General features: G+C 71.7%; 22 protein-coding genes and 1 pseudogene. 9 read left to right on the forward strand and 14 right to left on the reverse strand.

The features are described 5' to 3' along the window. Positions 1–19: 19 nt before the first annotated feature. Positions 20–187, forward strand: a pseudogene (locus ACGFZA_RS22725) (DNA-binding protein); the annotation flags it as partial. 41 nt (positions 188–228) lie between these two features. On the opposite strand, the gene ACGFZA_RS22730 reads toward ACGFZA_RS22725, so the two are convergent. The 3 genes from ACGFZA_RS22730 to ACGFZA_RS22740 form a co-directional block, all read right to left on the reverse strand. Beyond that, entirely contained in the window at positions 229–513 is a 285-nt protein-coding gene (locus tag ACGFZA_RS22730; RefSeq protein ID WP_385282960.1) for a hypothetical protein, read from the reverse strand. Positions 514–907: 394 nt separating this feature from the next. Next, on the reverse strand, positions 908–2854 hold the full coding sequence (locus ACGFZA_RS22735) for a YncE family protein (protein WP_393681483.1): 1947 nt from the start codon (positions 2852–2854) through the stop codon (positions 908–910). Between the two features lie 521 nt (positions 2855–3375). After that, complete coding sequence (locus tag ACGFZA_RS22740; protein WP_393681485.1) at positions 3376–3681, reverse strand: hypothetical protein; 306 nt, start codon at positions 3679–3681, stop codon at positions 3376–3378. Between the two features lie 406 nt (positions 3682–4087). Between ACGFZA_RS22740 and ACGFZA_RS22745 the strand changes: the two genes are divergently transcribed. Both ACGFZA_RS22745 and ACGFZA_RS22750 read left to right on the forward strand, forming a co-directional pair. Next, positions 4088–4789 carry a response regulator transcription factor gene (locus tag ACGFZA_RS22745; protein WP_385282968.1) on the forward strand — a complete coding sequence of 234 codons (702 nt, stop codon included), beginning with the start codon at positions 4088–4090 and terminating at the stop codon, positions 4787–4789. After that, positions 4786–6420: a sensor histidine kinase gene (locus ACGFZA_RS22750; protein WP_393681488.1), complete on the forward strand. Its 1635-nt coding sequence runs from the start codon at positions 4786–4788 to the stop codon at positions 6418–6420. Before ACGFZA_RS22745 ends, ACGFZA_RS22750 begins: the two co-directional genes overlap by 4 nt. A gap of 154 nt (positions 6421–6574) precedes the next feature. On the opposite strand, the gene ACGFZA_RS22755 is transcribed toward ACGFZA_RS22750, so the two are convergent. The 5 genes from ACGFZA_RS22755 to ACGFZA_RS22775 all read right to left on the reverse strand — a co-directional run bounded on the left by ACGFZA_RS22755 (position 6575) and on the right by ACGFZA_RS22775 (position 11440). Then, positions 6575–7843 carry an ABC transporter permease gene (locus ACGFZA_RS22755; protein ID WP_393681490.1) on the reverse strand — a complete coding sequence of 423 codons (1269 nt, stop codon included), beginning with the start codon at positions 7841–7843 and terminating at the stop codon, positions 6575–6577. Then, positions 7840–8475 carry an ABC transporter ATP-binding protein gene (locus tag ACGFZA_RS22760; RefSeq protein WP_385283079.1) on the reverse strand — a complete coding sequence of 212 codons (636 nt, stop codon included), beginning with the start codon at positions 8473–8475 and terminating at the stop codon, positions 7840–7842. Before ACGFZA_RS22760 ends, ACGFZA_RS22755 begins: the two co-directional genes overlap by 4 nt. A gap of 143 nt (positions 8476–8618) precedes the next feature. Next, positions 8619–9926, reverse strand: a complete 1308-nt coding sequence (locus tag ACGFZA_RS22765) for a peptidoglycan-binding protein (protein WP_393681491.1) — start codon at positions 9924–9926, stop codon at positions 8619–8621. A gap of 8 nt (positions 9927–9934) precedes the next feature. Continuing rightward, a complete protein-coding gene (locus tag ACGFZA_RS22770) occupies positions 9935–10516 on the reverse strand; it encodes a hypothetical protein (RefSeq protein WP_393681492.1) in 582 nt (193 codons plus the stop codon). Positions 10517–10696: 180 nt separating this feature from the next. Next, the gene (locus ACGFZA_RS22775; protein ID WP_393681493.1) at positions 10697–11440 is read right to left on the reverse strand and encodes an alpha/beta fold hydrolase; all 744 of its coding nucleotides are present in this window, start codon (positions 11438–11440) and stop codon (positions 10697–10699) included. A 160-nt stretch (positions 11441–11600) separates the two neighbouring features. Here ACGFZA_RS22775 and ACGFZA_RS22780 point away from each other — a divergent pair, with 160 nt between their 5' ends. The 4 genes from ACGFZA_RS22780 (at position 11601) to ACGFZA_RS22795 (ending at position 16309) form a co-directional block, all read left to right on the forward strand. Then, positions 11601–11996, forward strand: coding sequence for a winged helix-turn-helix transcriptional regulator (locus tag ACGFZA_RS22780; protein ID WP_393681494.1), 396 nt, complete (start codon positions 11601–11603; stop codon positions 11994–11996). Positions 11997–12330: 334 nt separating this feature from the next. Continuing rightward, positions 12331–13995, forward strand: a complete 1665-nt coding sequence (gene dacB / locus ACGFZA_RS22785; RefSeq protein WP_393681496.1) for a D-alanyl-D-alanine carboxypeptidase/D-alanyl-D-alanine-endopeptidase — start codon at positions 12331–12333, stop codon at positions 13993–13995. A gap of 186 nt (positions 13996–14181) precedes the next feature. Next, positions 14182–15639 (forward strand): FG-GAP repeat protein, encoded by a 1458-nt coding sequence (locus ACGFZA_RS22790; protein ID WP_393681498.1) that lies wholly within the window; start codon positions 14182–14184, stop codon positions 15637–15639. 325 nt (positions 15640–15964) lie between these two features. Continuing rightward, on the forward strand, positions 15965–16309 hold the full coding sequence (locus ACGFZA_RS22795; protein WP_385282993.1) for a hypothetical protein: 345 nt from the start codon (positions 15965–15967) through the stop codon (positions 16307–16309). Between the two features lie 289 nt (positions 16310–16598). Here the strand turns inward: ACGFZA_RS22795 and ACGFZA_RS22800 are convergent, their stop codons facing one another. Beyond that, positions 16599–17168 carry an AAA family ATPase gene (locus ACGFZA_RS22800; RefSeq protein ID WP_393681501.1) on the reverse strand — a complete coding sequence of 190 codons (570 nt, stop codon included), beginning with the start codon at positions 17166–17168 and terminating at the stop codon, positions 16599–16601. 13 nt (positions 17169–17181) lie between these two features. Beyond that, entirely contained in the window at positions 17182–17691 is a 510-nt protein-coding gene (locus ACGFZA_RS22805; RefSeq protein ID WP_393681503.1) for a GNAT family N-acetyltransferase, read from the reverse strand. A 315-nt stretch (positions 17692–18006) separates the two neighbouring features. On the opposite strand from ACGFZA_RS22805, the gene ACGFZA_RS22810 reads away from it, so the two are divergent. Beyond that, the gene (locus ACGFZA_RS22810) at positions 18007–18519 is read left to right on the forward strand and encodes a hypothetical protein (RefSeq protein ID WP_393681505.1); all 513 of its coding nucleotides are present in this window, start codon (positions 18007–18009) and stop codon (positions 18517–18519) included. A 5-nt stretch (positions 18520–18524) separates the two neighbouring features. Here the strand turns inward: ACGFZA_RS22810 and ACGFZA_RS22815 are convergent, their stop codons facing one another. The 4 genes from ACGFZA_RS22815 to ACGFZA_RS22830 form a co-directional block, all read right to left on the reverse strand. Further along, complete coding sequence (locus tag ACGFZA_RS22815; RefSeq protein WP_385283005.1) at positions 18525–19301, reverse strand: polysaccharide deacetylase family protein; 777 nt, start codon at positions 19299–19301, stop codon at positions 18525–18527. A 164-nt stretch (positions 19302–19465) separates the two neighbouring features. After that, a complete protein-coding gene (locus tag ACGFZA_RS22820) occupies positions 19466–20146 on the reverse strand; it encodes a winged helix-turn-helix transcriptional regulator (RefSeq protein WP_385283008.1) in 681 nt (226 codons plus the stop codon). 4 nt (positions 20147–20150) lie between these two features. After that, positions 20151–20870 carry an alpha/beta fold hydrolase gene (locus ACGFZA_RS22825; protein WP_393681508.1) on the reverse strand — a complete coding sequence of 240 codons (720 nt, stop codon included), beginning with the start codon at positions 20868–20870 and terminating at the stop codon, positions 20151–20153. Further along, positions 20867–21808: an LLM class flavin-dependent oxidoreductase gene (locus ACGFZA_RS22830; protein WP_393681510.1), complete on the reverse strand. Its 942-nt coding sequence runs from the start codon at positions 21806–21808 to the stop codon at positions 20867–20869. The genes ACGFZA_RS22825 and ACGFZA_RS22830 overlap by 4 nt, the downstream gene beginning before the upstream one ends. Positions 21809–21888: 80 nt before the next feature. On the opposite strand from ACGFZA_RS22830, the gene ACGFZA_RS22835 reads away from it, so the two are divergent. Next, entirely contained in the window at positions 21889–22323 is a 435-nt protein-coding gene (locus ACGFZA_RS22835) for an organic hydroperoxide resistance protein (protein ID WP_393681512.1), read from the forward strand. Positions 22324–22737 lie beyond the last annotated feature (414 nt).

The following is a 22737-nucleotide window of genomic DNA, read 5'->3' on the forward strand; positions in this document are numbered from 1 at the left end:
TGTTGCCGCACCGCTTCGGGCTCCGTCGCGCGTCAAGGTGGCGCCGGTCACCGAGTAAGCGGCGCAAGCAGCGGCGGAACTCCTCAAGGACACCGGGCTGCCCGGACCCGAGTACGCCATCGGGGCCACCGTCGCCGAGGTCGCCCCGCGCCAGCCGGAACCCGTCGCCCTCCTGACCTCCGAGACAGTGATGACGCCGCCGGGGCCGGCTGCCCCGGCGGCGGTTGGTCACTCCTCGGCGGCGGTCTCCTCCTGTCCTCGGAGGCGGTCCCGACGCCGGATGCGGAGGCGGCGGGCCAAGTAGACCGTGGCAGCCGCGAGCACGCCGGCGAGGTAGTCACCCAGGACGTCATCCCTGGCGAAAGCCGCAACGGCCTTCAATACCTCGGCGACCGAGTGTTCCCTGTTCATCTGTCCCTTGGGCGCGCCCGAGGGGCCGATCAGCGCGCCTCGCCGTCGTGGAGAGGTGAGCTGGTCCGGTTCGGCCCTACCGGACCGATGGAGCTCGCGCATGGGGTGTGACCCTCTCGGCCAGGACGGCGAACCGGTCGAGTGGGCTACTTGGATTGCTCACTTGAAGCCCCGGAAGCGCGGGCCGCACACCGACCATGCCAGGCAACGCGGGTGGAATCCAGCGGAGTTGCCTGCATGCAGGTTGCTGCGGTAGTGCAGCTCGCAGCGCCCTCCCGGCGAGCAGACCCCCACCCGGATGCCCACCGCTCACCACGGCAATGTCGACCTGATCGTGACTGAGGCTCCTCGGCGGCCGGGCGCGCCCCGTCGCCGTGCAGCGAACCTCGAAGGGGCCCCACCGCGAGCGGTGGGGCCCTTCACACGGGATCGGATCCGTGAATGATCCGGACGCGGCGGCCTGAGGGCTGTCCCGCAATTCCCGGCGGCACGGGCCTCAGTTGGAGAAGTACAGGTACTTCCAGGAGCCGTACGTCGTGGAGTTCACCGTGTCGCCGGACGACGCGTTCACGTACACCGCCCGCATCCGCGCCTTGATCCCGGACTTCCCCGGCGCCCCCAGGCGTACGGCCGACTTTCCGTTCGCGCCGAGCGGGAAGTACTCCGAGCCGGCGGCGTACCACTTGCCGCCCGAGTAGACCTGGAGGTCGAGACGCTGCTTACGCCCCTTGTAGTAGGACATGGTCGTCGTGAGCAGGGGGTCGGTCTTCTTGTGGAACCAGTAGTACGACGTGGAGCCGATCTTGGCCGTCTTGTACTGCTTGGAGACGGCGGTGGACACCTTGACCCGGGCGTATGCCGTGGACTTCACCGTCCTGGGCGCGATGCGGGTGTCCCCCTTGAAGACCGCGGTGACCTCGGTGTCCCGCGTCATGTCCACCGTCGCGGAGATGTTGCCGCTGGAGTTGACCGTCCCGGTCTTCAGCCGCTTGTTGGGCTTGTCGCCGCCGAAGGGGTTCGCCCAGATCTCGACCGTGCGGTTCTTGTACGCCGAGCCGAGGTGCGCGGTGAAGGAGACGTCGGAGCCGTAGTTGTAGACGTTGCCGTTCCTGTTCAGGGTCAGCGTCGGCTGCGTCAGGGGAACGGTGACCTTGTCGGACGCACTGACCGCCATGTGCGCGGCGTCGCCCGCGTAGGCGGCCTTGTACGTGACCGTGCCGCCGGCCGGCGGGGTGTCCGTGAAGGAGTACGAGCCGTCCGCCCTCAGTGAGACAGCGGGCAGCGCCTTGCCCTTCGGGCTCTCCAGGTCCGTGCGGGTGACCTGCACTTTGACGCCGCTCGGCAGCGGCACCGTCGCCGACAGCTTCCCGGACACGGTGAGCTGTTTGCCGCGCGTGGCGGTGGACGGTGCGTTCACCGTCAGGGTCGGGACGTTCAGTGTCGGGTCGGTGAGCACCTTGAGGGTGTAGCCGCCGGGCGAGCTCACGAGCGCGAAGATCCGGGAGGCGTCCGGGGCCCAGGCGAGGGCGGAGGTGTCGGCGGCGTAGGTGCGGATCGGCTTGGTCGCGCCGGGCCGGTAGACCGACACGTTCTCGTCGCTGACCTGGGCGACCAGGCCGTTCGGAGCGATGTCCGCGCGCTGCCCTGCCGGGTAGGCCCCGGCAGCGGTGAACTTCCCGTCCGCGTAGGCGTGCCGGTCCGTACCGTCGACCAGCACCTGTGAGGTCCCGGGTACGAGGTCGATGTCGTTGACGTAGTTCAGCGAGTAGTCGCCGTCGTGCCAGGCGGTCACCTGGGGCGCGGCGCCGGAGACGTCGACGACGGCCATCAGGTCCTTGGTCATGTCGTAGAAGTCGGTCGCGCCGACGGCCAGCAGTCCGGGTGCGGACGGGTCGGAGTCGAGGAACGGCCCGCCCCCGAATCCGGAATCCCGGGAGAGCTGTCCGAGCGTCACCGGGCCCGTCCCGCCGGCCGGGTCCACCGCCGGATCGACCGAGCCCAGGTTGCCGTGGCCGTCCGACGGGTCCTCGTAGCTGAACCAGGCCTTGCCGCCGACGAATTCGACGTACAGCGGACCGATGGAGGCGGCCACGGGGTACCGGGCCTTGATGTCGAGGGTGGCCGCGTCGAGGGCCACGATCTCGTGGCTGACCCGCGCCGCCGCGTACAGGGTGGTGCCGTCGTCGGAGAGAGCCAGGTCGAAGATTCCGTCGATGCCGCTCACCGAGTCGGTGATCCTGCCGTTGTAGTCGGCGGCGATGATCCTGTCGTTCGTGTCGTCGCCGACGAAGACCCGTCGGCCGACGCCGTCGACGACGATGCCCGCGGGCGAACCGACGGTCGCGGTGCCCGCCGACGCGGGACCGGCGGCGGCGACACCCAGTACCACTGAGCTGAAGAGGACCGCGAGCGCTGTCGCGGTCGAGATGCTGCGCGTGCGCACAGTGTTTTACCCCCACGAGAAAACCCGGTGGATGAGCCGGGAATCGGTAGCGCCGCGCATCACCCGGACGTGACCGCGGGGTGCGGTGACGCGCGGGGCGCGGCTGCTATCGGGCAGCGTATGACATGAAAGTGACAAATGAGGGGCGCGTTTCCCGCGCGGAGACGGCGCAGTCGCCCGCCGGAGCCACGTCAGGGGCGGCGGAGTGGCCGACGCGGGATGCCGTCGCCGCGCCCCGGCCCTCGGGCGCCGGGACCCTCACCGCATGCGAGCCCCCTACCCGACCGTCTCCCCCCGCGCCCCCTCGTGGGAGCCCGTGCCACCGAGTGACCGTGGGGCGGTGAACAGCGGTCGTCGGAGAAGACCGCACGCCCTGTCAGGACGCGATCGTGGGCGTACGTCCTCACCGCTCAGCGGCTGTACCCACAGCCCGGTACGGGGGTGGTTCCCCAGCTCGGAGCCCGAGTTCGATACGTGTGGCCGCGTCGCGTCGGCTGCCCGCCCCCGTCGCGTACCGCCGGTCATCGGGTCGGCATGCCTCCATGGGGGCTGTTGACCACGATCGACGCGGACCCTTCACGGAGGTAGGGATGCTCGGGGAAGTAGTCGACGTGGAGGTGCCCACCGTCCTCGGCGGCAGCCATGGCCCTCAGGTTGTCCGCCAGGACCTCCCTGCCACCCGGATCGCCACGGATCACCAGGACGTGCCGCGCCGCGTCGACTTCGATCCGCACCCCGGAGCGGGATGAACTCCTGGATTCGATCCCGGCCAGGGCGCCTGCGGCCGCCGACGAGGTGGATCCGATGAACCCGTCACCCTCGGCCACCGCGTTCGCCAGGAGGGCCAGCTACTCCGCTGACGCGGTGAGGTCCACCTCACCGGAGGCGGGATCGGACACGAGTCGCACAGGGCACTCCTCCATGGTCGAGCTTCCATCATGCCGTGGGCGGCATCCCCGCCTTCTGGTCGCCTCCTGGTCACCCGACAGGCCATCGGTACCGGCCGTGCCCGCCCTCACGCGGCCCGGCGGTTGCCCCGGTCGTCGCAGGGATCTTGAACGCGGGAACGTTCGCTCACTCCCGCGCAGGGATGCCCTCACGCCGGCGGGAGCACTCCGCGGTCGCCCTGAGCGCGACCGGGGGTGCGTGCGTCGCGGGCGGTCTCGCGGGAGGCCGCCGCTGACGCGGGACCGGCAAGTACCTTGGCCCTGGTTCGACAGAGAGGGGGGCGTCGTGGGGGCGCGCGTTCTGGTGGCCGAGGACGATGTGATGCAGGCCCGGCTGGTGCGGATCTATCTGGAGCGGGAGGGCAACGAGGTACACGTCGTGGGGGACGGGCGGGCAGCGCTCGAGTGGGCCAGGAGCAGCCGGCCGGATCTGATCGTGCTCGACGTGATGATGCCGGAGGTCGACGGGCTCGACGTGTGCCGGATCCTGCGGGCCGAGTCCCAGGTGCCGATCCTGCTGCTGACCGCGCGCAGCACGGAGGAGAGCATGCTGCTCGGGCTCGATCTGGGGGCCGACGACTACCTGACGAAGCCGTACAGCCCGAGGGAACTCACGGCCCGGGTCAGGGCGTTGCTGCGCCGTTCCGGAGCAGCGGCGCGCAGCGCGGACCGTACGCGGCTCTCGGTGGGGGACCTGGAGATCGACACCGCGCGGTTCGAGGTGCTGGTGGCCGGCGAACCGGTGCCGCTCACCGGCAAGGAGTTCGCCATACTGGGGATGCTCGCGGAGCAGCCGGGACGCGTCTTCACGCGCGCGCAGATCATCGACCGGATCTTCGGCTTCGGACGGAACGTTCTGGAGCGGACGGTCGACGCCCATGTGATGAACCTGCGCCGGAAGCTGGAGCAGGGCCGCACCGGGGCGCGGTACGTGGAGACCGTCTACGGCCGGGGATACCGGCTCGCGGACCAGGGCGGCGGCCGGTGACCTTCCGGCTGCGGGCCCTCGGGCTGCTGCTCCTCGTCGCCGTGGTGGCCACCGCCGCTACCGCGTGGCTGACCTTGCGGCTTGCGACCGGCCAGGTGAGGGAGTCCGTCGCCGCCGGCCGGGAGGAGGTGTCCCGGATCACGGGCGAGCTGTACGCGTACGGGTTCGCGCACGGCACCTGGACGGGCGTCCCGGACACGGTCCGCACGCTGGCGGAGGACACCGGTCAGCGCATCAGGGTCGTCACCGAGGACGACGTGCTGATCGCGGACTCCGACGCGCTGGCGGGCCGGGCGCCGCGGCCCGTGAGCGATCAGCCCCCGGTGCTGGTGGACCCCCGGCCCGAACTGCTCTTCCCTCCGTCGGAGATGCCGGAACTCGCCGCGGTCAAGCGGACCGTCCTCGCGATCGGCAGATACCGGATCGCGTCCACCCGTGCCGCGTGTCTGACGGAGTCGGGCGTCACGGTGACGGCGGAACGGGACGGCATGGGGCTCCCCGTGGTGACTTCGGATCGCCCCGTTCCCCGGTGCGACCCGTCGGAACAGGTCCCCGACCCCCTGGGCGCCTCCGACCCCGAGGCGGCGGCGAAGTGCCGGGGCGAACCGGGCCGCCGCGTGTTCCTCGACTGCCTGAGACGGGTGTTCGCCGCCCGCACCGTCGCCGTCGCGCCCCCGCGCCTGGAGATACGTCTCGGCACCCGGGACGAGGCGCCGCCGACCCTGGAGGTCCTGCCCGCGGCGGCGACCGCGGGGGGCGTCGCGCTGGTGGTCATGCTGGGAGCGGTGCTGCTCAGCCGTACCGTCCTCCGTCCCGTACGGGCCCTGACCTCGGCCGCCCGCGGGCTGGAGGAGGGCGACCTGGCCCGCCGGGTACCGGGCGGCGGACGGGACGAAATCGGCGCGCTGGGGCGCGCCTTCAACCGGATGGCCGTTTCGCTCCAGGACGCGGAGGAACGGCAGCGCCGGCTCACCGGCGACATCGCGCACGAACTCCGCACACCGCTCGCCAACCTCCGCGGCTATCTGGAGGCCCTCCGGGACGGCGTGGTCGAGCCGACACCGGAGCTCCTCGCCTCGCTGCACGGGGAGGCGCTGCTCCAGCAGCGCATCGTGGACGACCTCCAGGACCTGGCGCTCGCCGAGGCCGGCGCGCTCACCTACCACCGCGCGGACACCGAGCTGGGCGACCTCCTGGTCGCGTGCGGCACCGCCCATCGCGGTCAGGCGGAAGCCGCCGGGGTCGACCTGGTGGCGGTCTCGGAGGGCGAGGTGCGCGTGGAGGCCGACGCGTACCGGCTGCGGCAGGTGGTGGGCAACCTGGTCTCCAATGCCCTGCGGGCCACGCCGCCCGGCGGCCGGGTGACTCTGGTCGCCGGGCGGCGGGGCGGGAGCGCGGTGGTCGAGGTCAGGGACACGGGCTCGGGGATCGCGGCGGAGGAACTGCCGCATGTCTTCGACCGGTTCTGGCGGGCGGACAAGGCGCGCGGGCGGGCGACCGGCGGGAGCGGGCTCGGGCTGGCCGTCGTCCGGCAGATCGTGACCGATCACGGGGGGACGGTGGAGGTGAGGAGCGAGGTGGGGACCGGCACGGTCTTCACGGTCCTGCTGCCCGCCGGCCCCGCGGGGTGAGGACCGGACCCCCTGAGGCCTGACGGTCCTCCCGGCCCCCGGCGGCGCGTGAGGACCGGGCACCGTCAGGGCAGGGTGGCAGGTGGCGGGCGGCGCGCGACGGGACAGCGGACGGCGGGCAGTAGTCGGCGGGTGGCAGCCTGCAACCGGCAGGTCAGGCTCCCGCCAGTGCCTCCGTCGGTGCGAGCCGGCCCGCCCGTACCGCCGGATAGAGCCCGGCCAGCGCGCCGATCAGCAGCGTGGTCCCGATCCCGGCGGCGGTCGCCCATACCGGCACGTCGGTGGGCCAGTCGCGGGCGTACGCGTAACCCGCGGTGATCACCGTACCGAGGACCGTGCCGGCCAGACCGCCGAGCGCGGACAGCAGCAGCGACTCGGAGACGAACTGCCCGCGAATCTGGCCGCTGGTGGCTCCCAGCGCCCGTCGCAGTCCGATCTCGGGGCGCCGCTCCAGAACCGAGATCACCATGGTGTTGCCCACACCGACCCCGCCCACCAGGAGCGCCACCCCGCCCAGTCCGAGGAGCAGCCCGGTCAGCGCGGATTCCGTCGCCTCGCGGGCGGCGAGCGCGTCGGAGGGCCGGGAAACCAGGACGGCACCGGTCCGCTGCGGGTTCGCGGTGGCCGCGAGCACGGCGCGTACGGCCGTGACCCGGTCCTCGCGCGCCCGGACGTACACCGTCGAGGGATGGCCGTCGAAGCGGAGGTAGGTACGGGCCGCCTGCCGGCCGACCAGCGCCGAACTGTCGATCTCCGGGGCGAGGGGCACCGGTTCGAGGACGCCGACCAGAGAGAACCACGTGCCGCCGAGCCACAGCCGGGTGCCAGGTGTGTACACGTCGAGCCGTTGGGCGGCCTTCGCGCCCAGGACGACCGCCGGGTACTCCTCGGTGGCCGAGGAGAGCCAGCGCCCGCTACGGATCCCGCCGCCGATCGCGGACAGCAGACCGCTGTCGGCCGCGGCGACCGCGACGCTGCCGGTGCGGCCGACGGGGATGTGCTCGTTGCGGTAGACCGCCGCGTCCGGGATCGCCCCCGTGGCGGCCACGTCGGTGACCGGGCCGATCCGGCCGATCATGGGCACGGCCTGTTCGGGGAGGCGGGTGTCCTGTCCGTCGGCGCTCTTGGCCGGGGCGACCCGCAGCAGGTTGGTGCCGAGGCTGTCGAGCCGGCGGTCGACCTCTGCGCGGCTGGAGCTGGAGATCCCGACGACGGCGACCATCGCAGCCACCCCGATGGCGATCCCGAGGGCGGACAGGAACACCCGCAGCGGGCGGGTGCGCAGTCCGGTGCCGCCGAGACGGGCCAGGTCGGCCGGGCCGAGCCGGGCGGGACGCAGGAGCGCGGCCGAAGAGCCCCGCGCTCGCCGCGAGTGCGCGGCCGAAGTGCCCCCCGCTCGCCGCGCATGCGCGGTCCGCCTCATCGCAGCGCCTCCGTCCGGGTCGTGTCCGCGATGACCCGGCCGTCCCGCATCTCGACCTTGCGGTCGAAGACCTCGGCCATCTCCCGGTCATGGGTGATGACCACCACCGTGGTGCCGGCGGCGTGGAGTTCACGGAGCAGGCCGAGGACCGCCGCTCCGGATCCCGAGTCGAGGTTGCCGGTCGGCTCGTCGGCGAGCAGGAGCGCGGGCTCACCGATCACGGCGCGGGCCACGGCCGCGCGCTGGCGTTCGCCACCCGAGAGCTGGTGGGGGAGGTGGTCGGTACGGTGCCCGAGCCCGACCCGCTCCAGCGCGGCGGCCGCCAGGCGGCGGCGCTTGCGCAGGGGGACCCCCGCGTAGAGCAGGCCGTCGGCGACGGTGTCGAGGACCGGCACCCCGACGGCGAGGTGGAACTGCTGGAAGACGAAGCCGATGCGCTGGGCGCGCAGCGCGGAGAGCTCGCGGTCGGACAGCTCCGCGACCGGGTGGCCGTCCACGGTGATCCGGCCGCGCGAGGGGCGGTCGAGGGTCCCCATGAGGTGGAGCACGGTGGACTTCCCGGAACCGGACTGGCCGACGACACAGACCAGTTCGCCGTGGTGGATGGTGAGATCGACCTCGCGGACGGCCATGACACCGCCGGGATAGGTCTTGGCCACGCCCTCGAACACCACGACCGGTGCGGAGCAGGAGAGGGACGACGAGGCGGAGGAGGGAGCGGTACCGGCGGTGGAGGGGGCGGACGAGGGAGCTGTCGAGGCGGAGGACTCTGCCGTCACTCGGGGATCCTCACCTTCGTGCCCGGGCGGATTCCGGACCCGCTCACCTCGACCAGACCGTCCGCGAACAGCCCGGTCTCGACGGGCACGAAAGAGCCCGTGCCGCCGGCGGGTTCGAGTGCGTAGCCGCCCTCGGCGAGAGCGACCAGCGCCGCCACCGGCACGGTCAGCACATCCTTGTGCTGCCGCAGGACATAGCGGACGGTGACCGGGCCGCTCTCCAGTCTGCCCACCGCCTTCTGGTCGTCGAAGGCGACGACCACCGAGACGGTCGCGCTGCCCGCCGCCGGTCCGCCGGCGTCCTGGCCCTCGCCCTGCCCGCTTCCCGGGGCGTCCGGTGCGGTGGCGTCCTTACCGACCTGGGCGACCTCGCCCTCGACCGTTCGTCCGTCGGGGAGTTCCACCGTGACGTCGGTGCCCCGCTCGGCCCACGCGAGGTCGGCGGCGGGGGCCGCCATCGTCACCATGCGCGAGGTGCTGGTGTAGATCACCGGATCTCCGGTCGCGTCGGCCCCGATCCGGGTGCCGGTGCTCGCGATGCGGACCGGGCCGGGAGCGTAGACGACGTCCCCGAGGGCGACCCTGCCCGTCTGCGGGAGCCCGAGATCCCGCTGCCAGCGCCCGACCGCCTCGGCGGTCAGGCCGGTGAACTCGTCGTCCACGGTGAATCCCGTGTACCCGAGGGCGCTGAGGTTGGTCTCGAACTGTCTGACGTCCATACCCCGCAGCGTCCGCGGCGTGGAGGAGGACTGCGGTGCGGAATCGGTCTGCGGCGTGGAGGAGGACTGCGACTCCGCAGAAGACTGCGACCCCGCGGAGGACTGATCCTCCGAGGAGGACTGCGGGTCGCCCTTCTCCGTACCGCCGGATGTGCTGCCGTCGGTCCCGGTGGCCGGGGGGCCCGGCTGCGGCACGGCCAGTTCCCGGTACATCGGCAGGCTGCCGTACAGCAGGGTGACCGGACGGTCGTCGACCCGCAGCACGGTGCCACCACGCCCGACCTTCGCACCGGCTTCCGGCAGCCAGGTGACCGTCCCTTCGGCCCGGATCCGGAACGGCACCTCGGCACCGTGGCCGAGCGTGCCGTCGATCTCCCTCTGCTCGGTCAGGGTGCCCTGCTCGACGCGCACCGTCCGGCTCGTCCTGGGGCCGGCCCGGCCCGCGTCGTCCGTTCCGCCGCCGCCCAGGCCGAGCGCCCCGGCCGTCCCGACCCCCGCGACCAGCACGATCCCGGCCCCGACGAGGGCCGGGGTACGGGCCCGCGACCGGCGCCTCGGCCCGGCAGTGTCCTGTGTGTCGTCCATCGCGTGCCTCAGCCCTTGGCCGAGGCGGCGTCGTCCGGCACCCCGATGATCGAGCCGCAGGTGCGCTGCGCCCGCTTGGCTCCGACGGACGTGGAGTCCCACGCGACCTCCTTGGAGAAGCCCTTGTCGTCCGTGTCGGGGAAGTCGGGGGCGCCGCCCTCCTGCATGCACGTCGCGTAACGCTTCTTCTGCGCGATCTCCTTCGCGGAGAGCTCGGGCTGCATCTCCTGCTCCAGGCTGTCCGGCAGGGACGGCACGAGCGACCGGCACTTCTCCTGGGCGGCGAGGAACTTCGGGTCGCTCTTGGCCTTACGGGCGTCCCCGAGGTCGACCCTCCCCTTGGCGTCGGGGTCGGGTGCGTCCAGCCCGTGCCCCCGCAGACAGCCGACCCACTCGCGCTGAGCGTCGACGTACCTGGCCAACTCGCCTTTCCCCTGGGCCGATCCGGAGGCGGCAGCACCGCCCGGCGTGCTCTTCCCCGCCGACGCGACCTCTCCGCCGGACCCCTCGTCCCCACCACCACAACCGGTCAGCACCAGCGCCACCACGAGCGACGCAGCCCCGAAACCCGCACGCGTTCTCATCTTCATGGGGCAGGAGTGTGACCGCGGCCTGTGAAGAACCGTTGAAGAAGCCATCAAGAACTCCTCCGGTCCCATGCCGCACCGTGCCGGTGCGCGGACCCGGCGGCCGAGGAGAGGTCCACCCAGACCAGCGCCGCGCAGGTTGACCTCGTCCCCCGGCGCGCTGCCGCGGTCACGGTCCGGACGCTACCGAGGCGCGGAGACGGAAGCGGATTCGAGGAGCAGGTCGCTCAGGTCCGACGGCATGGTGATCATGCAGTCGTGTCCGGTCGGCAGTTCCCGTATCCGCGCCGGGGAGCCGTTGGGCTGGGTCGCGGGGACGGGCCGCCGCACGATGCCTTCCGGCTCTGCGCCGACACAGTGGATGTGCGTGCGGGGAACCGCGTTCAGTGCGGGGTTGTCCAGCCGGGCCGGTTGCCGCAGGCAGCGCACCGGCTGGTCGGAGAGCGTCGCACGCAGCCATGCGACGTCCGCCGGGTCGGTGACCCCGAACAGGCCGAGGGGCGGCGGCATCTCGGGCAGTGGCGGGATGCGCCAGTCGGGGTCGGACGCGGCGGCCAGGTCGATCAGGTTCTGGGTCATGGGCTGCACGTCGACGGCGCTCTCGCCGTGCTCCGGGACCATCGCGTCCAGGTACACCAGGTGCGCGATCCGTTCCGGTACCTCGTTGGCCACGGACGAGACGACCATCCCCGCGTAGCTGTGGCCCACGAGCACCACCTCCGTCAGGTCCTCCTCGTGGATCAGCTTCACGACGTCCTCGACGTGCGTGTCGAGCCCCACCTCGGGGCCGAGCAGGTGTGCCTTGTCGCCGTAGCCGGTCAGCGAGGGCGCGAACACGCGGTGTCCGGCCGACTCCAGCAGCGGGACCACCCGGTCCCAGCACCGGCCGCTGTGCCAGGCACCGTGCACCAACAGGAAAGTTGCCATGCGGGGGATCTTCTTCCTCATTCGGGGCGTGGAGGCACGCGAAACATCGTGGTTCCTGTCCGTGCCTCGGTACTCTTCAGGAACCGACATCATCGTGCGGTACCAGGCGCATCCCGATCAATAAGGCACATTTACGTGCCCCGGTTCTCTGGAGGTAACCATGAGCAGCACAGCGGGCGGCGATGCGCGGCCGGGACAGCCGGAGGACCCGTGCAAGGCCCGTGAAGTGCTGGGCATCGTCGGCGACAAGTGGTCACTGCTGATCGTGCGCAACCTCAGCCAGGGACCGCGCCGCTTCACCGAGCTCAAGCGGGCCGTCGACGGGATCAGCCAGCGCATGCTCACCGTCACCCTGCGCGGGCTGGAACGCGACGGGATCCTCACCCGGACCGTCCGCAACGTCATGCCACCGCACGTCAGTTACGAACTCACCCCGATGGGCATGACCCTCCGCGAAGCAGCCGCACCCCTGTTGGAGTGGAGCATCGCGCACCTGACGCACATCGACACGGCCCGCGCCGCGTACGACGCCCGCCCCGACACCCCGTCCACCTGACGCCCACCCCGGTTGCACGCACCGGTCGGCAGGTACGTCTACGTCTCGACGGGCCCTGTCGCCGATGCACCGCGCACCGAGCGGGGAGGGGCGGTCGCCGAGGTTCACCGCGGCCGCCACCAGGGGCAGCCGGGAGCGGCGTGGGCCGAATCCCGCCCGGCCGGAGTGCGGCCTGCGAGCGGCGCCGTACTCCGCCGGGGGAAACTGCGCATTTCGACGAATGCCCCGTGCCGTTCGGGTGACTACCGTTCGCGCCGCCCGTATCCGGCGCCCACCGGGGTTCATACCTGACCCCATGAACAGGAAACTGCCGAGACGAACGGTGCGTGCAGCGGTGCCAGGAGAGAGATTCGGATCCCTTCGGCACCGCGTCGCCGCCGGATGCTGTGCCCTGCTGCTCCTGGCCCTGACCTCGGGTGAGGCCGCCCGGGCGGCCTCGTCGCCCGAGGCGCTGCCTTCCGGCACGGCAGCCCGGGCTGCGGCCCCGTCGCCCGACGGCGGCGGTTCTGACCGGCTCGACCCGCGGATCACGGCGATCATGCGGAAGCCGGACTATCCCCACGCCCAGTGGGGCCTGCTCCAGCAGGACCCGGACAGCGGGCGGGTCGTCCACAGCCGGTTCGCCGATCAGTTCTTCATCCCCGGGTCGGTGGCCAAGCTGTTCGGCACCTCCGGGGCGTGGAACACCCTCGGCGGCGACCACCGCTTCAGGACGCCGGTCTACGCGGTCGGCGAGCGCCGCGGGAGCACGCTGGACGGCAACCTCGGCCTCGTCGCCCAGGGCGACCTCACCATGGGCGGCAGGACCCGGCCCGACGGCACAGTCGACTACACCGACCTCGACCACACGTACGCCAACGACTTCCCCGGGGCCACGCTCACTCCGGAGAACCCGCTCGCCGGGATCGACAAGATCGCGCAGCAGGTCCGGAGTTCAGGCATCACGCGCGTCGAGGGCAACGTGATCGTCGACGACCGCCTCTTCCGCCCCGAGCCGGTCTTCGTCCCCGTCCCGACCCCGCTGATCATCAACGACAACCTCATCGACCTGCTGACCACCCCCGGAGCCCGTCCCGGCGCACCGGCCCGACTGGACTGGCGGCCGAAGGTCGCGCCGTACCGCGTCACCTCGACGGTACGGACCGTGGCCGCGGGTCAGCCGACGGACATCGAGGTGGCGACCTCCGACAACGGCACCCGGATCCGTCTCTCCGGCACCATCGCGGCCGGCTCCGAACCCGCTCTGAAGGTGTCCCCCATCACCGATCCGGCGGCCTTCGGACGCACCGCCCTGATCGAGGCGCTGGGGCGGGCCGGGGTGAAGGTGACGGCGAAGCCGACCGGGGCCAACCCGGTCGCACAGCTGCCCGGTTCGTACGCGGGCCGGCCGCGCGTGGCGCTGTACACCTCGCCGCCGTTCGCCCAGTACGCCAAGCTCATCTTCAAGGTCAGCCACAACCTGGGCGGCAACCTCGCCATCTGTCTGATGGCGGTCAAGGCCGGCAGCAAGGACTGCATGGACGGGTTCCCGGTGCTGGCCGACTTCCTGGACCGCTCGGGCGTCGACCGCAAGCAGGTCCAGCTCCTCGACGGCCGCGGCGGCAACCCCGTCGACCGGACCACGCCCCAGGCCGTCGTGCAGTTGCTGACGTACTGGCAGCACACACCCGAGGCGAAGCGCTTCCGGAACGCGCTGCCCATTCTCGGCGTCGACGGTCTGCTGGCCCACAACTGCACGGACTGCCCCGCACGCGGGAAGGTGTTCGCCAAGACGGGCGCCGCCGTCGGACTGGACGCGCTCAACAACCGCCTGGCCGTCGGCGCCATCACGATCGCCGGTTACCTGGACAAGGGCCACGGCCGTTTCGACGCCTTCTTCGCCGGTGTGAACGGCGCCTCCACCCCGACCACCGACGTCAACGGTGTGCTGGACATCGCCGACGACCTCGCCATGATCTCCGCCTACTTGCAGGAGGCGGCGGCGCGGCACGACGACTGAGTGCACCCCTGATCGCGGCCGGTCGACGGGCCGCACACGACGCGGTACCGCCGGCTGTCACACCATCCGCAGGACGGTGTGACAGCCGGCGCCGTCCTTTCCGGCCCGACGGCCCCAACCGCCTCTAGAATCCGACGCGATGTCCGGGTGCACGGGAAGTGCGCCCGAGGTGGAGGGGGACTCAGCATGAAAACGAACCACGTTCCGACCGGGCGCAGATGGAGAGTCGCCGCCCTTCTCGTCGCCGGTCTGGTCGGCGCCTCGCTGCTGCCGGCCACTCCCGCGGCCGCCGTGCACGGCGCGGTCCCCGGTGACTTCAACGGCGATGGATACCGTGACGCCGTCCTGCCCGCCCCCGGAGCCGATGTGGCGGGCAAGGAGGCGGCCGGTGCGGTCGTCGTGCTGTACGGGTCGAAGTCGGGTCTGTCGACGACCCGCCGGAAGACCCTCACCCAGGACACCACCGGCGTGCCGGGCACCGCCGAGGCGTACGACCGCTTCGGCGCCGCCACCGCGACGGCGGACCTGAACCGCGACGGGTATGCGGACCTGATCGTCTCGTCGCCCTACGAGAGCACGGCCAAGGGCGAGGATGCCGGGTCGGTGACGGTGCTGTGGGGGAGCAGCGCCGGCCTCACCACGGGAACCGCCCTGCCGACGACGGAGGACGATCCGCTGTACTACGGCGTGGACGTGGCGGCCGTCAGCGCCGGCGCGGGCGCGAAGACCGAAGTCCTGGTGGGCGGCTGGCACGGGTCCGTCCGCTTCACCGGCCCGTTCAGCCGCACCGGCTCGATCGGCAACGCGGCCGAGCCGGCGGTCATGTCCTGGGGCGAGTCCGTGGCGCTCGGCGACTTCGACGGGGACGGCGCGCAGGACCCCGTGAACGTCACCTACCGCTACGCCGGTCTCTCCGGCGGCCTGATTCTCGTGCACCCCGAGACGATCGATCACGGGCCCGGTGCGTCACCCGGTCTCCACAAGGGCAACGGCCTCATGACCGCCACCGGTGACCTCAACGGCGACGGATTCGCCGATCTCGTGGTCGGTGACCCGGACGAACCCGAAGTGGCCGGGGCCGACGGCGCGCTGGGCGGTCGCGTCCTGGTCTGGTACGGCTCTGCGCTCGGCATCACGGCCGATGCGGCACCGGTTCAGATCACGCAGGACACCGCGGGCGTCCCCGGCGGGAGCGAGAAGTACGACGCCTTCGGCGGCACTCTGGCGGTGTCCGACCTCAACCGCGACGGGCTCGCGGACATCATCGTCGGGGCACCGTACGAAGCCGTCGGCAAGGTCGGCCGGGCCGGGCAGGTGACGGTCGTACCCGGACGGCGCACGGGTGCCCTCGGCACCGGGGCGTACGCCTTCAGCCAGGACAGCGCGGGTGTCCCCGGGGGCTCGGAGACGGACGACTTCTTCGGTACGACGGTCGCCGCGGGGGACATCGACAAGGACGGCAGAGCCGAGTTGTTCATCGGAGCGGCCGGCGAGAACAACTCCACGGGCGCCGTCTGGGTCCTCCCCGGTGGCGCCTCCGCACCGACAGCCGTGGGCAGCCGCATGATCACCGCGTCCTCCGTCGGCCTCACCCAGCAGCAAGGCACCCTCCTGGGCGGCAACGGACTGCTCTGGGTGATCTGACACGCCGTACGGCTACAGGGGCGGGACGGGCCCACCACCTTTCCGTGGGCCGGTCCCGTCCGTCCCGTCCTCGCGGAACACCGGACTCGCCGGACACCGGGGTCGCGGAGTACGGGATTCGCGGAGCACGGGAGTCGCGGCGCTCGCTCCGGGCGAGGCGAGGCGAGGCACTAGGCGCAAGGCGCAAGGCGGAGTCCGTAGAGCCGAATGCGCGGGAAGAACGATTCCTCACACCTCGTTCGGGCGACGCAAGGCCTAGGTCACGGGCGGCACGGGCAACGCTTGCCCTGATCTCCCCCACGCCCACGAAAAGGTGAACACCCCCATGCGTCTCCGCTCCGCCATGGCCGCATCGGCCGGCGCCCTCGTCCTGCTCCTCGCCACGCCCGGCTCCGCCCTGGCCGCCGAAGGCCAGTTCCGCTACACGTACACGACCTCCGACGGCTACGAGGCGGTCGGCTTCCTGAACGACCCCGACAGCGGCACGTGCATCAATCTCCAGGGGCCGGGGTCCGAGCCGGGAACCGCGGCCTACGCGCCCAAGAACCGGACCGACGCCACGGCGACGGTCTTCCTCGAAGCGGACTGCTCGGGCGACGCCTACTACACCCTGCGCCCGGGAGGCGGCGCCTCGGACCGGCTGCTCGTGCGGTCGGTCGTCTTCTCCTGACCCCGGTGGTGACCGCGTCCTGAGTCCGTCGGGAAACCGCCCACCGGCCCGCACCGGCACCCCCGCCGCGCCGCGGAAGCCCGCCACGAGCAAGGCGTGCGGGGGCCCCGGAGCCTCTCGTCCGGTCCGCCTCCCGACGGCTCGCGCCCGCCGGGAAGCGGACGGCCCACCGGTTCACGTGAACCGGTGGGCCGTCCGGGCCTGCGCGCACTCAGGCTCCGGGCGCCAGGCACCCGAGCCCCGGCTCAGACCGCCTCGCGCCCGGCTCGGGGCCGGCTCAACCCCCGGCTCACCTCCGGCAGAACGTGAAGCGTCGGGCGGCTTCCGCGGGGGTGACCCCTTGGCCCCGCCCGGGGACGTCGTACACGCGCACCGCCCCTTCCGCGCGCAGCCGGGCGCCGTCCGCCTCCCGAGCCATGAGGGCGGCGTAGGTGCTGACATCGGCGGCGGAGACGTCGTCCCTCTGCCGCTCCTCGTTCTGGGCGAGCAGGTCAGCCTCGCTCCGGGGGAAGCGCAGTACGGTCACGGGCGCACCGAATCGTCCGGCGACGGCCATGAGACGTGCGCGGGCACGCGGCGTGACGTTCGTCGATTCGGCGACCGCGATCCGGCCCGTGGCGAGCCGGTCGGCGATCCTGCGGTCTCGCTCGTCGAAGATCCGCGCATCGGCCGCGTCCGAGGTGGCATCCGCCTTCTCGCCTCCGAAGAGCTCCGCACGGATGTCGTCACTGGACACAACGGCTTCCGGGTCGAGACTCCCCCGAGCGATCAGTTCCCGGACGAAGGCGGTCTTGCCCGCAGCAGGCGGTCCTACGAGTACGACGAGTCCTGCGGGGATCACCATCGGCTCCGAACCCACGGCATGTGCCCCTTCAGGAGAAGTCCTTGCGCATCATCGTGCACATGGTCTCGTACCGGCGCAGTGAACCGTCCGGTTCCTCCACGTCCCAGGCGTCGGGCTTACTGTCGTAGGCCACGTACCCCAGGCGTTCGTACAGCGCCCGGGCGCGTGGGTTGCTCTCCTCCACCCCGAGTTCCGCACGCCGCAGGCCGCGCGACCTGATGCGGTCCTCCGCGGCACGGATGAGCACGGTGCCCAGACCGCACGACTGGAGGGCCGGGAGGACTCCGAGCTGCCACAGGGTGCCGGCTCCGGCGGAGACCTGATAGTCGACGCCGCCGATGGCCACCGGAAGACCCGCCGGCGTGCAGACAGCCAGGTAGTCCACCTCACCGGCCGCCGCCCGGTCCAACTCGTGTTCCACATGCAGCAGATGGGTGGCCGAGCCGGACCAGGCGCAGGACGGCAGATCGGCGGGCGTCAGGTCACGGACGAGGACGGGTACGACGACCTCGTCCGCCCCGGCAGGCAGGAGACTCATCCGCCCATCCCAGCAGCCGCGAAGAGCCGTGCACAGTGAATTTCGGCTCTTGGTGCGGCACTTGAGCAAGGGTCGGCCTCGGCGCGCTCGGCCTCCGGCCACACACCGACGGCCCTGCGCCGACTCCTCACCCGTCGGTCGGCCTGAGCTGCCACCGGGTGCTGTGAAGCTCCGCGGGCAGGCGCCGGCGGTCGGGGCCGGAGCAGCCGGTCGGGGCCGTCGGGCGGCCGAGGAACCGAGTGGCACAGCGTGGCGTCTGGCACAGGACGACCGGATCGTCGCCGTAGGCGGGGATCACCGAAAGGCGGCTGAAGCGTGCTGTTGATCCTGTTGATGTACGCCGCCCTGCTCGGCGTTCCGTTCTGGGCCGTCGCGGTCGTGGTAAAGCTGGTGTCGGCCCTCCTGCCCGGGCGCCGACCGGACTGGGCCCGGGACCTGCTGCGCTGGAGTGCGGCTATGACGGCTGTCGCAGCGGTCATGGTGTACGCGATCGGACTCGGCTCGGTCGAGTGGGACGCGAGCGAAGCCGAGTCCGGCGCGGGCAGCTCACCGGCGGCTCCCTGCCGCTCCCTTCCGCCCGGCACCCTCGGCCTCCTGGCCGGGCACGAACCCTCCTACTTCCCGCTGGGGTTCGACTGCCTGCTGACGGACGGCCGCGTCGTCGCCGGCACCGGCCCCTACGACCTGCTCAACGGCCTGGGCATCGCATTCGCCCTGGCGGCGGTGCTGTTGACGCTCTCGGTGGGGTTTCTGGACGAGTACCGGGCACGGGCGGCGCTGAGGACGGGCAGGGCGGGAAGGGTGGACGAGCCGCAGGAGACGGGCTAGCCGGGTCAGCGCACGGGGAAGCCGAAGGAGTACCCCTGCTGCCTCAGCCAGGGCAGCACCTCGCGCAGAGCGGCCAGGGTCTGGGAGCGGTCGCCTCCCGCGTCGTGGAAGAGCACGGTCGGCCCGTTGGAGATCTCGCTCTTGACCGTGGCCACCATGGTGTCCACGCCCGGCCGTTCGAAGTCCTTGGTGTCGACGTTCCAGCCCAGCGGCCGCATCCCCCGGGACGCGGCCAGGTGCCGGCTGTACGGGGTGAAGGCGCCGCCCGGGGCCCGGTAGTACTGCGGCCTGACACCGCCGGACGCCTTGGTGATCATGCGCTCGGCGTCCAGGATCTCCTGGGACTGGTACGCCTCGGACTTGTGGTCCATCCCGGTGTCGTGCGAGACCGTGTGGTTGCAGAGCCGGTGCCCGTCCGCCACGACCTTCTTCACCAGGTCCGGGTAGGCCTGGGCCTGAGTGCCCACCATGCAGAAGGTGGCCTTCACCTTGTTGTCCTTGAGGAGTTGCAGCACCTGAGGAGTCCAGGCCGGGTCCGGTCCGTCGTCGATGGTGATGTTGACGCCCTTGGCGCCGCGGTCCGACGCGTGCGCGATGTCCTCCGCCACCTTGGTCATCCGGTCCTGGGGCTTCGCCTCCGGCGACGAGACGGACGCCTGGGGGCCTCCGGTGAAGGTGCCGGCCTGTGCGGTCCACACCGATGTGGCGGCGGCCATCGCCGTCACCCCGAGCGCCGCCGCGAGAAGCCGGACATGCCATGCCCTTCCCTTGTGCTTAGCCATGTCCGACCGCCCCTTTGTTGTCTTCGCCGATGCCGTGCACCCATGAAGACATGCGCATTCCCGTACGGGCTACCTCTGTTACTGATCGCGGACAAACCCGCAGGGGGGCGGCGACAAACGCAGGGCTTCCGCGACAGATGGAGGGTCCCGTCGCAGGTGGAGCGCTACGGGGCGGACACGTGCCGGACCGCGGCAGGCGGTCTGCGGAACAGGTGGGGCAACCGTTTCAGCGCCTGCCGGTCGCCGGATGCCGAGACGGTTCCGTTCCTGAGGGCGTCGGCGAGGCTCAACCGGCCCTCGGCCAGCTCGGAGAACGCCTCGTCGCCGGCCTCGACGACTGCGTCGGGGTGCTGGGCCGGGCCGTGCAGCGCCTCGATCGTGCCGCAGTCGACGCGCACGTGGAACACCTCGTCGCCGACGCGGAACTCGTAGACCGCGCGCAGACCGTCGGCGGCCTCCGCGTCGAAGTAGGCCTCCATGGCGAGCACCGCCCAGCCCGGATGGAAGGTCTCGTTCTCCCGCCGCTCGCCCATCGCCCACTTCGTGCCCCAACGGGCCAACGCCAGCACGGCGGGGCCCAGTTCCTCCCCCGCCTCGGTGAGGGCATAGGCAGGCGTGCGGGCGGGCGGCGGCAGCGTGACCTTGTGGGCCAGGCCCTCCCGTTCGAGATGCTTCATCCGGGCCGCCAGCAGGCCCGTACCCATACCGCGCAGACTCCTCTGCAGATCACCGAACCGCTTGGGGCCGGTCAGGAGCTCACGGATGAGGAGCAGCGTCCAGCGCTCCCCGACGAGGTCGAGGGTCCGCGCGGTGGCGCAGTACTGGTTGTACGTTCGCTGGTCCACTTCCTCATTCTAAAGCGTCGGCTTCCTCTTCCTTAAGACCGGCCGGGGTGGGCAGCGCGGGCGGAGCGGGCAGGGCCAGCAGCGTGTCCGCGACGCTCCGGGGGTGGGTCAGCATCACATCGTGCGGGCCGTCCAGGGCGACCTGCCGGTATCCGAGCCCGGCGGCGAACCGGGCGAACGGAAAGGTCTCCGGCCGGCAGATGACGCCCGTCCCGGGGATCCTGTCCACGGCCCCGCTCAGGCGCGTGCGCTCGGTGAAGCTCCGTACGGGATGGCCGCGCAGGCGCTCCGCCAGCCATCGGACGTCGTCGGGTTCGGTGATGCCGAAGCGTGCCGGGGCAGGAGCGGGCACGGACCAGCCGTCCCCGGCGCCGGCGCGGACTCCCGCCATGAACCGGTCCCCGGCCAGGCTCTCCATGCCGGCGCCGTCCGCACCCGCCCAGCCCTCCACCAGGACGATGTGGTTCACCCGCTCCGGGCTGCGGTCGGCTGCCTGCCGGACGACCAGGCCGGCGTAGCTGTGACCGACCAGCACCAGCTCCTCGTCGGCGGTTTCCCGGATCGCCGACACCACCTCGTCGACGTGATGGTGCAACCCGACGTCCCTGCCGAGAGTGAGAGAGGGCGTGACGACGCGGGCACCCGCCCGGACGAGCAGCGGAGTGACCCGCTCCCACGCCCAACTGCCGTGCCACGCACCGTGAACGAGGACGAAGGTGGTCATGACCGGGCTCCGGGGCGCACCAGCGGGAGCACTCCCCCGGCGAACTCCTCCAGGGCCGCGGCATGGTCGTCGACGGCGAGCCGGATCACCAGGTGGCGCGCCCCGGCGGCGGCGTACTGACGCAGCCAGGCGGCAGTGTCGTGGGCGGTGCCGGCGAACATCGCCTGCACGGTCTCCACGACTTCCAGCGGTGCGTTGTAGTAGCGCTCGATGCTCGACCGCAGCCGCCGACGGGCCCGCTCGGGGTCCTCGTCCACACACACCGTGGCGTACAGGGCGGGCGTGACCGGACGCGCCGACTGCCGGGCGAGGGCCCACTCGTCCGCGTACGTCCGCGACGAAGGCGGGTAGGGCAGCCACCCGTCGGCCTGGCGCGCGACGCGCCGCAGTGCCGGTTCACCGGACCCGGCCAGCCAGATCGGCGGGCCGCCGGGCCGCACCGGCCGGGGCGCAAGGGTCACCTCACGGAAGTCGAAGTGCCGCCCCTTGAACGAGGCCTTCTCCAGCGTCCACAGCCGTCGCACGGCCTCGATGGACTCCGTCAGACGGCTGACCCTGCGTGCGAAGTCGACTCCCACCGCGTCGAACTGCGCCTCGGTCTGGGCGTGCGGGAACCCGGCGCCCATGCCGACGATCAACCGCCCTTCGGCGATCCGGTCCAGGGTGGCCAACTGCTGGGCCAGCAGGATCGGATGACGCAGCCCGGCCAGCAGGACGGCGGTGCCGAGCGTGACCCGTTCGGTGACCGCGGCCGTGGCGGCCAGAACCATCAACGGGTCGGCGCGCGGCCGGGTGACGGGGCTGTCGCCCGCCCACACGGAGTCGAATCCCAGCGTCTCGGCGAGCCGCGCCTGGCGGATCAGCGGACCCAGCTCGTGATCGTCGCGAGCGGTCCGGTCGCGGGTGGGAAGTAAGTAGCCGACCTGCGGTCCCGTCATGGTGTCTCTCCCCTAGTTTGAGCTTCCTGTTTTTGAAGCATACAGTTCCAAGTTAGGAAGTTCACGAGAGGGGAACGGGCATGGCGAAGCCGCTCTACACAGCAGAGGCCCATGTGACCGGGGGCCGGACCCGGGGACACGGGCGTACGGCCGACGGCCGGTTGGACGTGGACCTGCGACAGCCGAAGGAACTGGGCGGCGACGGCGAAGGGACCAATCCCGAGCAGCTGTTCGCGATCGGCTACGCCGCGTGCTTCGCGACCGTGCTGGCCCTGGTGGGCGAGGCCAGGAAACTCGACGCGCACGACGCGGCGATCGACGCGCGGGTGAGCCTCGTCCCGAGCGGGAACGGCGCGCTCAGGCTGGCTGTCGAACTCGACGTCGCCCTGCCGCTGATCGCCGATCCCGAGCAGCGTGCGGAACTCGTCCGTGCGGCCCACCAGATCTGTCCGTACTCCCACGCCACGCGCGGAAACATCGACGTCACGCTGCTGGTGAACGGCGTGGCGATATGACCGCCAGCCGGACGTAGCGGCCACGTGACGACCGGGCCGCAGGCCGAACCGCGGACCGAACCGCGGACCGGGCTGCGGACCGGGCTCGGGGGCTTCGGCGGCCAATGCAGTTGCCTTGGTCCAACGAGCATCTGTTGCGGCGTGTGTGGTTGTGCTCGCTCTCAGGGCTGTCCCGCGATTCCTGGTGGATCAGCGCGCGGCGTCAGATGCGGTGCGTCGCAAGGCGAAGGGGCGCCCGCATACTGGATGTATTCGGGCGTTTCGACAACGCGGCGAGGTGCCGTAGCTGTCGTCGTGCGCCCGCCAGGAATTGCGGGACAGCCCTAGCTGCTGGCGGCGGATGACGCGTATGTTCACACCTTCTACGAGGCGTGCGGTTTCAAAGCCCTGGCGGAGGGCTTCCGCCGCTACATC

Source organism: Streptomyces sp. NPDC048211 (genome assembly GCF_043202315.1).
Classification (GTDB): domain Bacteria; phylum Actinomycetota; class Actinomycetes; order Streptomycetales; family Streptomycetaceae; genus Streptomyces.